Here is an 11,936-nt window from a genome sequence, read left to right as displayed (position 1 = left end):
AGCGCTATAAAGACTGTGGCGAAGCAGATGAAGTTAGTGTATGTGACATTGATGGGTCTGTCTCTGATGCTTACATCGCTAGCGCTGGGCTTAGCATTGTTGATCCCTGAGCTCAGACTCTATGAGGACTGCAGGGATCTTTACACGCCTGCCTTCAGGACCTTGTTTGTGTATTGGGGTAACTACTCCTTACCGGGCAATCTTAAGAACGTCTCACTGAACGTGGTGAGCACTCAGGGAATCACTCTTAACATATCGTACGGCGTCAGCTTCGGGGAAGCTCACAGCGTTGTCACCCAGTCAACCTTCAACTATTTCGTCAACAATTCCACCTACTTCTATCTGTTCATAGTACCTCATCAAGACACAGAACTAAGAGTATGTTTAAGTGGTTTACTCATGACCCTCAGATCATACCTGCTTTTACCAACCATAGCCTCATGGTCGGCAGGAACGGTCATGATCATGTACTCAGTCCTAATGCATTTTGAACGAATGCTTATGAAGTCTGTGAGGGGTAGAAAGTAGAAGTTATTAAAGGAATTCCTCATTTCCTCGCGTGTAACCAGCACGTAACGTAATGCTCTTCGTTAACTTTAACGGTCGGCGGTTCCTCACGTCTGCATATATCCATAACGTGGGGACATCTTGGGTTAAACCTACACCCTGTTGGTGGTCTTCTGAGATCCGGGGGTACCCCGGGGATCCAAGTTATCTTCTCCTTAGATCTAAGCCTGGGTATACTCCTTAACAGTCCTTGAGTGTACGGGTGCTTAGAGTCATTAAATATCTCCTCAGAAGGCCCATTCTCCACTATCTTGCCTGCGTACATTATGGCTATCTTATCGGAGATCTCGGCGATTATGCTTAGGTCGTGAGTTATGAAAATCATCGCCGATCTTTCTTCAGCCTTGATCTTCTTTAGTAGGTTCATTATCTGCGCCTGGATAACAACATCTAACGCAGTTGTAGGTTCATCGGCCACCACGAATCTGGGCTTGAGGATTAATGCCATAGCTATTACAACTCTCTGCTTCATACCACCGCTTAATTCGTGTGGATATCTTTTTAACAACTCTGGGTTGAGGCCTACCTCCTTCAACGCGTCCACAGCAATGCCGATCGCCTCCTTTTGAGTTATTCCTTTATGAACCATTAAGACCTCAGTCAATTGCTTCTCGATGGTGTAAACAGGGTTAAGGACATTCATCGCTCCCTGGAAAATCATGCTTACCTTACTCCATCTGACCTTTCTTAGGTCGCCCTCACCCATCTTAGTTATGTCGTTGCCGTCAATGACAACGTTGCCTCCTTCAATCCTCCCCGGAGGCGGAATCAGACCAAGTAGCGCGTAACCCAGCGTAGACTTACCGCACCCGGACTCCCCCGCAAGACCCATCACCTCACCCTCCCTAACAGTAAGCGTGACCCCGTCAACCGCCCTCACAACTCCTGCCAATGTACGGTAGTACACCTTCAGATCCTTAACCTCAAGCACCGCATTCAGCAGACTCAACTAAACGCACCTAAACAACATTAGAAAGACTAATTTAAACTTTTTTACTCTGTAATCCCATGTATATCTGATGATGAGGTGGGCAGCCTAGGACTCGATCGAGGATGAAGATCGCAGTTCACTCTGAGTAACATGTGTATCACCAGCTTCTTCTATTGACTTTAAGCAAAGCGACATAATACCGAATAAAGCTATACGGTACTCAGAACGTACAAAACAGGTTTACTACAGACTCGATGCTATTTCTCTAACGCACTCTAGCTCCTTAAGTCTACTGAAAATCCTGTGGACGGCCGTATTTACCTCGTCCTCATCCTTAGCCCCCGTTATTACCATCTTACCGCTACTGAATATCAGTAAGACGACCTTAGGTTCATCCATCCTGTGAATCAATCCTGGAAATTGCTCCGGCTCATACATCACATTGGGCAGCAGCAACGCCGCTTTCTCAAGGTCTACTTCGACACCTAAGCTGGCTGATGCAACTATGTTCTGTATCTGTATCCTAGGCTTCCCAACTATTATTATGCCGTGCCTGACGAAAGCCCTGACTATCTTCTTGAAGCCTTCAATCAACTGATTCTTGCTCTTAGCTCCTGTAATCACCATCTTACCCGAGTTAAATATGAGTGCAGTCAACCTAGGCTTACTCAGCCTGTAGATAAGTCCCGGGAACTCCTCAGGGTCGTACTCAACGTTTGACACGGTCCTAGCTACCGCACCTAAGTCCAGGTTCTGGTCGAGAGTGGCTGTCGCTACAATATTCTCAACTCTTATGATGGGTCTAATCTCCACTTTTAAACACCCAATAATTTAAAGCGGGCCTAGGCTTTTAAATAGGGTTATTCCCTATTCAAAGAATTACGTCAGGACCACACATTAGTCAGAATATGTAGTCCGCGATCTCCATGAGTGATGGAAGTTCAAAGACCCCTACATCCTCGTCAACTATGATCGGCTTAATCTCGTGGATCACTGCCTCATGCTTCAGCACCGGTGATATGTAGGTGTCCGGGGTCAGAGTTATCCTGGAGCCGGTCTGATATGCCCCTGTGGCCGGCAGAGTTATGAAGGGCTTCCCAGCACTCCTCAGCTTTCCTACCAGGAAGCACGGAAACTTACCGAGTCTGCCTACACTATCCCTCAACGTTATACTTGGATGTTCATGCCCCAAGATAAGATAATCCCAACCCCCCGCCGAACCCTCAGGCAACGTCTTGTGGCCGTGAATTATCAAATACTCCCCTACGGTGAAGGACTCCTCCAGCTTAAAATCAAACCTTCTCTTGAGTATGGGGAGGTAGTTGTCGTGATTCCCTCTAACAACAATTACCTCCTCCACGCGTGGGATGACGTGCGAGAACAAGCTAGCTAACTCTCTCCTCTCAGCATGGTTTAATCTATCAAAACTGTGTTTCAGGTCCCCGGCAATAATCAGCCTATCGACTTGCAATTCGTTAAGAAGCCTCTCAATCAGATCTAAAGTCCTCCTTAACTGGAAGCGCGGTAAGTAAATTCCTTTAGAAGCTAGCTCATCCTCATATCCTATATGTACGTCAGCTATAATCAAAGCTTTGTACTTCCTTAAGTAAAGCGCTGATGATGTACCCACTATCTCAACGCCTGGCATTACTTCCATTCATATCACGAATGAAGTTACTGCAAGCATTTAAAGTTTTGTTAAGTTATTACTTTGATGATGAGGCTTACAAGGGTTGATTGAGTGATAGTAGAACCCGCGTCTGAGACTCCACAGGAATAGGTTCACGAATTCGAATGGATTTAAAAGCGATTGCTAAGTTCAACTATCTTCCCACTCAACTCTTGAGGGCGTTCCGCTATGATTTTCCTCACGAACGCGGTGACGGTCTCTAAATCCACTGCGTTCCTGAAGCCGCTCTCAGGCATTCTCTTCGACGGCACTCTAACCCAGTCAAGAGCTATCCCGATAACCTTAATGTTGTCTGGAATGTAGTTTCTCGATTCCCTAATCAACGCGTGAACAGCCGCGGACGACACTATAGTAGGTAGTGAAGGGGTGAGTCCTTCATATATCGTGGAGCCTCTTATCGGGGTAAGGTCTGTGAGCAACAATATCAGGGAGTCCCTCCCTCTCATGAAGGAGCTCAACACCTTCAACAAGGTTAACGGGACTACTACGTTAAGGTATATAACCCTCCTAACAGTGTCCTCACTGAGGTTCTGAAATCCGGTCTGGTTGAAGACCGGTAACCCAAGTATCACTGCATCCAACGCGTTCGTCAGATTACCTATCTTATCTCCTAAACTCTCAACACCCTCCACGATGAAGTCATGCTTTACTAAACTTACACCCTTACCTTCACTCCTCCCACAGGTCTCCAACAGGAATCTTGCGAGCTCCTCACAACCTTTATTGCACTGTAGAATCAACTGATGTAAGTCGACTAGTGCGAGCGCTATATGACGCATTAGTTTGCCTGAGGCACCCATTATGAATAGCTTACTCAAGCAATTCCCTCAGAGGAACTTGATCAACAATAATCCGTAGATAGGTGAGGTTATAGGATCGGTTCTAACGTAAAGAGGAAATACCTCAGCATTGCGGGTGATGGATAAAGCCCTCACCTGTTTTAGCGAGTATTCCTCCACATCCGTGGATATCACGAGCACTCTATTCACCCTACTCACGTGCTTGTATACCGCCTCAGGACGGACTAAGTAGGTGTTATCGAAGTGATTGTAGACCAGCTCCTCCGCAACTCCCCACATTGAAGGGCTGGCAGTCGTTATGAAGGGCCTTTGGATGAAGATCTTCAATTCTTTTAAAACGTTGCTATATGATTGAAGGAGATCCTTAATCATGATAGCGTCTATGGAGTTCAGCTCACTCATGATTCTTGACTTACGCACTGAACCCTCCTCAGCTAACTCGCTTGCGGCAAGCGACGCTACTATATGCGTGTCAATCAACCACTCGCTTGAATCTAAACTCACCGGCTTACTGTCGCCCAACCTGTACTTTAGCTCCTCACTTAACTGCTTCTGAGCAATCAGTAGAATCTCGTGGCCGGTCCACGTTAGCTGGTCTATCAGCATGCTAAGGGTCTGCAACCCTTCCTCCGAGGAGTAAATCAGGACCTTCGACTCCCTGCCCTCATCGTAGGGGGCTATGTAATACATTAGATCTTCAGGGTCTACGTACGTAACCTCCTTACCGGCTATTGACGAGAATACCATCGCCGTGTACCTAGCTGATGACTCGTAGGAATCGCATGTGGTGACCATCACCCTGTTGGAGTCTCGCACAAAACCGGCAATCACTAAAGCGTGGGCTCTTAAGCTATTGATTCTCTCTTTGCTTAACGTTCCAGCTAATTCATTAATTAAATCAGGGCGTCTCTCAAGCTCGTCTCGCACCCACAACTCACCTTTTCATCAGGTCCGGGCAACCTAGGTATCAGCTCTGCCAGTATCTTCTTGGCTTTCACCACGTTCTCGGACATCACCCTAGCCACCTCCTCAGCCGTGACGGGCTTCTCAGCCCACACATCGTAATCTGTTATCAACGCTATCGTGGCGTAATGCATTTCAGCTTCCCTAGCTAGGTTGATCTCAGGAATTAAAGTCATGCCGACGATGTCGGCCTTGAACACATCCTTCCAGATCCTGGATTCAGCCCTGGACGAAAATCTCGGACCCTCTATACAAACGTAAGTTCCTCTAGGATGCATCCTTATGCTTAAGGACTGAGCCACTGACGTGATTAAGGACCTAAGTGTCGGGCAGAATGGGTCGGCCATGCTCACATGGGCTACCGCAGGCCCGTCGAAGAAACTGTATTCCCTCCTCTTCGTCATATCTATGAATTGGTCAGGAGCAACTAGATCTCCGGGCATGAAGTCATCCCTAAGAGATCCCACGGCTGATACAGCCACAATCCACTTAACCCCTAACGATTTGAGGGCCCAGATGTTAGCACGGTAGTTGATTTTATGAGGCGGTATCTTATGGCCCCTGCCATGCCTAGGGATAAAGGCAACAGATCTACCTCTATAGATACCGGTCACCACGTTATCCGAGGGATTCCCATATGGCGTGTATATCTTAAGCTCCTTAACATCCTCAAACATCCCTGGATCGTACAGCCCACTTCCGCCAATAATGCCCACCTCGATCCTAGCAGGGGGTTTTACAAACACCTGAAGCACCACCAGATATCTATCAAACCCAAGTTTAAAATTTAAAAGATGTCGCTACTTAAGCGCTGGTGCGGGGGAGGATTTACGCATTAATTTACTGGTAAATTATATCTCCTATCTTCTTTGTCACGACTTTTTAGCGCTGTCTCGGTGATATAAACTTTTTCGGTAAAACAAGGGATGTTTAAAAAGGCAATCGAAACGCTGAACCCCTAGTTTTATGTCAAATTTCTGGGTTTTATCGGCTGTGGTCTACATGCAAATCGCTGATCCGAAGGTTTAGAGTTTGAAAAATTTTTGAAGATTTTAGCGGATTGTGCGCATAATTCTAGGATCTCTGGATGGTCAGCTGAGATCGTGTAAAGGGTTTCTTCTGCTTTATTGCATATATTTGCGATTTCTTCAATGAAAGGCTTAATTTCGTTTTTTTAATGTTTCTAAAACTTCTTTCTTTATGATGAGTTCCGGCTTTAACAATGGTTTAGGTAAAGGGATCTCTTTAATGAGCGGTGGTGGTTTAGTTTCTTCCCAATCAGACCAATCTTTGTCGAGGATTCTCTTTAGAGAATGTAGAGTACTTGCAAGTTTTTGTTCAAGTTCTAGCACGTCCACGGAAGGATCCACCACCCCAGCTATTCGAAGTGCTGTGTATGGCAAAACTATTTTCTCCCAAGGTTTGAGTACTCTGAAAATTTTTAAGTCCACATTGGGAACAAAGAGACTATTATGCTGTACATAGCGTCAATGTAGTGGTAAAGGTTGGTCATATAGGTTTTCAAAATCTCTTCTGTTATGGTAAGTTTGAGCTTTATCATTGGGGCGTTTCTGAGGATTTTTGCAAGAGTTTGAGCGTCGATGTCGGGTAAGTTTTCGGCTAGCGAATGGGTGAATGACACCATCGTCAACTTATTTTTCTGAGCGTACATTATAGACTACATTTATGGGGACATTTAAGCGTTACGTAACCGTAACGTAAATATATCTAGGGAATGGTTCTCTTATTAACAGGTGAGCGTGATGTCTTTGTATTGTCCTAAATGTGGTGCACAACTTCCAGATGATGCAATATTCTGTATCAAATGTGGAACTAGAATTCCTGCTTCACCTATGCCGCAGGCACCATCAAAGCCTGTTATCGCCTCTTTAGAAGCTAAGTCGCTTAGGTGCCCTCACTGCGGTGCTCCAATTACGCCGAAATTCGGTGAGATGGTCATAAGTTGTGAGTACTGTGGAACTGCCGTAATATTGGGAAGCGAGGGGTGGAGAGGCATACATAAGCAGACAATGCTTCTGCTTAAGCTTGCAGAACAAGACTAAGGTGATTGCTGAAATTCGCAGCTTATTGGATAGAGGGTTACTGCATAGACACTTTTACGAAGGATCAAGGCTGGAGGAAATGAACTTAAGCTTTACTCCATACTGGATTGTCTCAGTTTCAGCAAGAACTTCGGTAATAGCTAGTGGCATAGCAGTCCAAGCTGGAGAAATTGCCGCAACAGCAGCTCTTTTCGGCGTTATGGGGTCAGCGATGAGCGGCAGAAGACGTGGAATAGGAATAACTGGGCCTCTTCTTGCAGGAGTGATGCTTGGCACTATGATGGGACCCGGCCAAGCAGGTGCAAAAAGAGCCTATCATAAGGACAATAATTACAACATAGCCATTGTAGCTGTCAAAGCATTTAACGAATATCAGCCAAGAAGCTATCAATATCAACTTGCATGAGAGAATGCTGTTTGATATTTCTAAAATTCCAAAAAGCGTAAAAATTTTGAACGGAGACGTAGGCGAAGAAGCAGCAAAATATCAGGCGAAAACTCTTGCAGACCAATTGCAATCAGAGAAGGCACATGCACAGTACCATATAATCCAACAACTTCACACAGATGTGGATGTTACAGAAACTGAACTGCTTTATGCGCCGATATGGTTCGCTCAATACGACCATAAAGGCAATAAGATAATCCAGTCATTGATGGCAACTCAGGCGGCGTAATCAACAGCATAGGCTTATAATTTGACAGAGAAACAACATTATGGGTCCTTTCGAACGTTTAATTTGTATTGAGGATATATTATTGGGTAAGAAAATCATTCATTGCCCTCATACTTATGGCATTTTTATAATTTTATTGCTGTTTCTTGTTTTAGTCGTCGGCTTAGTTTTCGTTGACGCTGTAGGTCTTGCTTTTCGTCAAGTTGGCTTCGGCTCGCAAGTGACCGTGCCGATTTTGGTGGCTACCTTTTTTTGGAAGTTATGTGAACATCCCATTGTTGAAGCTTAAGGCTGTGATTCCAATAGTCAAAGAGGATTATGTAAGCTTTTTCGGCATAATCTTTAGGATTCCACAGTTTGAGTGTGGAGAAACAACCACACTTGCCGCCATAAACATGGTGGTGCAATAATTCCCACGTTAGTATCTCTCTACCTGCTCTGGAAGCTACCATCAGCCACACTCTACGCTTTAATTGGAATAGCAATTGTTGCATCAGTAACACACTTGCTTGCCAAACCAGTTACAAGGACTGGGCATAGCCACACCAGCTTTCATCCCACCATTAACAGCAACGTTAGCAACCTACATTCTGCCCTCCAACGCACCCATCATAGTGGCTTACTGATAGGAGCAGAAATAACCAACCTGCATAAAATTCCAAAACTCGGAGCAAAAATAGCAAGCATAGGCGGAGCAGGAACATTCGACGGAATCTTCCTAAGCGGAATAATAGCCACCCTACTCGTCTAAAACCTAGACCAAACACCACACGTCTGTTAGTGTCTCTTAACAGAACGAATACAAAAGAACTTTCAGGATTGCGGGAATGCGTTCAAAATCATTCCTGGTGCTTCAATAACGGTTTGCTTGGCTTTCACTTTTCAGTTCTTGGAATTTTCTGATGGCGTATTTCGCGATTTTCATGGCTTCTTTGGCGTTTTCCACTCCTTAAAATTTGACCAACTTATGGGGTTCTAGGCGCTTGTAACTTTCAAAAAATTCTTGGATTTCCCTAAGCTTGTGGGAGTGCACGTCGCTTATATCCTTGTAGCCGTCAAACCTTGCGTCATTTACAAGCACCGACAATATTTTTGGGTCTATGCCCTTCTCGTCCTCAATTATTAATGCGCCTACAACCTAACCTTCACAAGGTAGCCAACTTCAAGAGGCTCATAACTGAGCGCCATAATATCCAACAGATCTTCATCGTCAAACCATGTCTGCGGAACAAAACCATACTCAACAGGAAAAACCACCGAGGAAGGTATTATGTGGTCTAAAGCAAAGGCTTCCCATTTAATATTATACTCGTATTTATCTCTTGAACCACTGATAACTTCGATAATTATGTTTAGGATTTCAGGAGGCTTTTCACCGCATGGAATGTCTCGCCAAAGGTTCATAAACAAATATCTCTAGCCAAACTATCTAACCTGGTATTTAGGGCTTTCTAATTTTCTCTGATAGTCTTCTGATAGAACTGTGGGTTGGTGGAAAGAATTTTATGAATGGTTATGTTTGTAAGAATATAAGAGCCCAGGTTTGGAGTTATTCGGCGAATATGGATGCAGGTGGGAATAATGATGGATCAGGATTTAGAAATGTCAAGCGTTGGCGAGGTTTCAGGCTGGGCTCTGCCGAGCGATGAAGAAGTTTTAACATTGCCTGTTGAAGAGCTCCTTTCACGCTTAAAGACCTCATTAAATGGGCTTTCCTCTGAGGAGGTGGAAAGACGTCTTGAATACTTTGGTTACAATGAGCTTGTTAGAAAAAAGAGGAGAGCAGCTATTATTGATTTTCTCTTTCATTTTAAAAGTCCGTTGGTAATAATTCTTCTTATCGCTGGGTTGATTTCAAGCTTTTTTGGAGATGTTGTAAATACAGTTATTGTATTTGTTATAGTGCTGTTTAGCGTGATCTTAGACTTTTATCAGGAGTCTAAGGCTGAAAGGGCAGCTGAAATGCTAAAGCAGAGGGTGGCGACAACGGCCACAGTTTTGAGGGACGGAGTTAAAAAGGAAGTTAGGCTTGCAGAGATAGTTCCCGGAGACATCATATTTCTTTCCGCAGGCGATATCGTACCTGCAGATGCTCGCGTCATAAGTGCGAAGGACTTGTTCGTGAACCAGTCTGCATTGACTGGCGAATCTTTCCCAGTTGAGAAAACGGGCTTACAGCTGAAAAGTTTCGACCCTTCGATAACGAAGTGGGACAACTATCTTTTTATGGGCACCTCCGTTGTGAGCGGGACTGGAACCGCCGTTGTCGTAAAAACCGGCAGCCATACAGAGTATGGAAAAATCGCCAAGAGACTTGCGGAAAGGGAGCCTGAAACAGAGTTTCAAAGAGGCATTCGAAGTTTTGGCTATATGATAATGCAGGTAACCTTTCTGCTTGTTCTTTTTGTGTTTTTCATTAACGCGCTTTACATGAGAAGCGTGCTTGATTCACTTCTTTTCGCTGTGGCTTTGGCTGTGGGCTTGACGCCGGAGCTTCTGCCAATGATCATCTCTGTGAACCTCTCTAAGGGAGCGGTGTCGATGGCTAAGAAGGGTGTCATAGTCAAGCGATTAGCAGCCATACAAAATTTCGGAAACATGGATGTCCTATGCACGGACAAAACTGGAACTCTAACGGAAAACAGGATAAAGCTTGTCCTGCACGTGGACCTTAACGGCGACGAAAACGATAAGGTTCTGCTTTACTCCTACCTCAACAGCTACCACCAGACTGGAATTAAAAGCCCCCTCGATGAGGCCATACTAAGATTTAGGGACGTGGATGTTAAGGGTTATATGAAAGTTGATGAGGTTCCTTTTGACTTTGTCCGCAAACGTCTCTCCGTGGTTGTCGAGTATCAAAATCAACGGTTTATGATCACTAAAGGTGCTCCAGAAGAGATCGCTAAGATATGCTCCTATTACGAGGTTGGAGAGGTTATAGCTGAAATAACGGATGAAGTGCGCAGAAATATCGAGCAAAAATATCTTGAGCTTAGCTCTGAGGGCTACAGGGTTTTAGCCGTAGCCTACAGGCGTTTAAGGGAGGACAAAACCGTTTACACGGCAGGCGACGAAACGGAAATGGTGTTTTTAGGCTTCATAGCTTTCCTCGACCCGCCGAAGGAAACAGCCAAAGAAGCCTTACAGCTTCTTAAAAACGCCAGTATAGAATTGAAAATTCTCACAGGCGACAATGAGCTGGTAACAAGAAAGGTTTGCGAGTACTTAGGCTTCGACATAAAGAGGGTTGTAACTGGAAGCGAAATTGCCCAGATGCATGATGATGCCCTTGCAAGAGTTGTTGAGGAGGCCAACGTTTTCTGTAGGGTTACACCATCCCAGAAAAACAGAATAATAAACGCTCTAAAAAGCAATGGGCATGTCGTTGGATTTTTAGGTGATGGAACAAACGATGCACCTTCGCTGAAAACGGCGGATGTCGGCATATCCGTTGAAAACGCTGTTGACGTTGCAAAGGAGTCTGCCGACATAATTCTTTTGCGGAACGATTTACGGGTGCTTCACGACGGGGTTTTGGAGGGCAGGAAAGCCTTCGGCAACACCATGAAATATGTTATGATGGGTGTAAGCTCAAACTTTGGAAACATGCTCAGCGTTGCCGGCGCATCATTGTTTCTGCCTTTTCTGCCGATGTTGCCCATACAAATACTACTTAACAATCTTCTTTACGACTTTTCCCAATCAACAATACCTACAGACGAGGTTGATCAAGAATACATTGAGAAGCCTAAAAGGTGGGACATACAGTTTATTAGGCGGTTTATGGTGTGCCTTGGGCCTGTCAGCTCCCTTTTTGACTTCATAACGTTCTTTATAATGCTTTTCATCTTTAACGCTTCTGAGCCGCTGTTCCAAACTGCTTGGTTCATTGAATCCCTAACCTCACAGACTCTCGTAATTTTCGCCATTAGGACAAGGAAGTCGCCCTTCTGGAAAAGCAAACCAAGTCGACTCTTGCTTTTCAGCACCATAGCAGTAATAACATTCACGCTGATAATTCCCTACACACCATTAGGGGAAATTTTCAGATTCGTAAAGCCTCCAGCAACCTTCTATATAGCATTAGCCGCAATCCTCGGCGCCTATATGGCATTAGCCGAAATCATTAAAAGCTGGTTTTACAAGAGATACGGCTACCGCCTAGAACAAACCCTAATCCCACCCAAGAAGATGGGTATATACCTCACCAAAACTGCAAAGCCCATCCAGAACATTTAGCTG

14 protein-coding genes are annotated in these 11,936 nt (G+C 44.8%); 6 read left to right on the top strand and 8 right to left on the bottom strand.

The window, feature by feature from the left end; genetic code table 11:
- Positions 1-27 precede the first annotated feature (27 nt).
- On the top strand, positions 28-528 hold the full coding sequence (locus QW772_02950; protein ID MEM0037861.1) for a hypothetical protein: 501 nt from the start codon (positions 28-30) through the stop codon (positions 526-528).
- 19 nt (positions 529-547) lie between these two features.
- On the opposite strand, the gene QW772_02945 is transcribed toward QW772_02950, so the two are convergent.
- The 7 genes from QW772_02945 to QW772_02915 all read right to left on the bottom strand — a co-directional run bounded on the left by QW772_02945 (position 548) and on the right by QW772_02915 (position 6,402).
- Positions 548-1,510 (bottom strand): ABC transporter ATP-binding protein, encoded by a 963-nt coding sequence (locus tag QW772_02945; protein MEM0037860.1) that lies wholly within the window; start codon positions 1,508-1,510, stop codon positions 548-550.
- A gap of 231 nt (positions 1,511-1,741) precedes the next feature.
- Complete coding sequence (locus QW772_02940) at positions 1,742-2,311, bottom strand: TATA-box-binding protein (GenBank protein MEM0037859.1); 570 nt, start codon at positions 2,309-2,311, stop codon at positions 1,742-1,744.
- An 88-nt stretch (positions 2,312-2,399) separates the two neighbouring features.
- Positions 2,400-3,155 (bottom strand): metallophosphoesterase, encoded by a 756-nt coding sequence (locus QW772_02935; GenBank protein MEM0037858.1) that lies wholly within the window; start codon positions 3,153-3,155, stop codon positions 2,400-2,402.
- A 143-nt stretch (positions 3,156-3,298) separates the two neighbouring features.
- Positions 3,299-4,006, bottom strand: coding sequence for a hypothetical protein (locus QW772_02930; protein MEM0037857.1), 708 nt, complete (start codon positions 4,004-4,006; stop codon positions 3,299-3,301).
- Between the two features lie 9 nt (positions 4,007-4,015).
- A complete protein-coding gene (locus tag QW772_02925) occupies positions 4,016-4,921 on the bottom strand; it encodes a hypothetical protein (protein ID MEM0037856.1) in 906 nt (301 codons plus the stop codon).
- The gene (locus QW772_02920; GenBank protein MEM0037855.1) at positions 4,882-5,697 is read right to left on the bottom strand and encodes an S-methyl-5'-thioadenosine phosphorylase; all 816 of its coding nucleotides are present in this window, start codon (positions 5,695-5,697) and stop codon (positions 4,882-4,884) included. The genes QW772_02925 and QW772_02920 overlap by 40 nt, the downstream gene beginning before the upstream one ends.
- Positions 5,698-6,111: 414 nt before the next feature.
- Positions 6,112-6,402, bottom strand: a complete 291-nt coding sequence (locus tag QW772_02915) for a hypothetical protein (GenBank protein ID MEM0037854.1) — start codon at positions 6,400-6,402, stop codon at positions 6,112-6,114.
- 312 nt (positions 6,403-6,714) lie between these two features.
- On the opposite strand from QW772_02915, the gene QW772_02910 reads away from it, so the two are divergent.
- The 4 genes from QW772_02910 (at position 6,715) to QW772_02895 (ending at position 8,101) form a co-directional block, all read left to right on the top strand.
- On the top strand, positions 6,715-7,014 hold the full coding sequence (locus QW772_02910; GenBank protein ID MEM0037853.1) for a zinc-ribbon domain-containing protein: 300 nt from the start codon (positions 6,715-6,717) through the stop codon (positions 7,012-7,014).
- Complete coding sequence (locus QW772_02905) at positions 6,998-7,420, top strand: hypothetical protein (GenBank protein MEM0037852.1); 423 nt, start codon at positions 6,998-7,000, stop codon at positions 7,418-7,420. The genes QW772_02910 and QW772_02905 overlap by 17 nt, the downstream gene beginning before the upstream one ends.
- The gene (locus tag QW772_02900) at positions 7,413-7,691 is read left to right on the top strand and encodes a hypothetical protein (protein MEM0037851.1); all 279 of its coding nucleotides are present in this window, start codon (positions 7,413-7,415) and stop codon (positions 7,689-7,691) included. Before QW772_02905 ends, QW772_02900 begins: the two co-directional genes overlap by 8 nt.
- A gap of 278 nt (positions 7,692-7,969) precedes the next feature.
- Positions 7,970-8,101, top strand: coding sequence for a hypothetical protein (locus QW772_02895; protein ID MEM0037850.1), 132 nt, complete (start codon positions 7,970-7,972; stop codon positions 8,099-8,101).
- Positions 8,102-8,822: 721 nt separating this feature from the next.
- Here QW772_02895 and QW772_02890 read toward each other — a convergent pair.
- Positions 8,823-9,095, bottom strand: coding sequence for an inorganic diphosphatase (locus QW772_02890; protein ID MEM0037849.1), 273 nt, complete (start codon positions 9,093-9,095; stop codon positions 8,823-8,825).
- Positions 9,096-9,272: 177 nt separating this feature from the next.
- On the opposite strand from QW772_02890, the gene mgtA reads away from it, so the two are divergent.
- Positions 9,273-11,933, top strand: coding sequence for a magnesium-translocating P-type ATPase (mgtA, locus tag QW772_02885; GenBank protein MEM0037848.1), 2,661 nt, complete (start codon positions 9,273-9,275; stop codon positions 11,931-11,933).
- Positions 11,934-11,936: the final 3 nt, after the last annotated feature.

This window comes from Zestosphaera sp. (assembly GCA_038727705.1).
Taxonomy (GTDB): Archaea; Thermoproteota; Thermoprotei_A; order Sulfolobales; family NBVN01; genus Zestomicrobium.
This window is presented reverse-complemented; position numbering and strand designations above follow the sequence as displayed.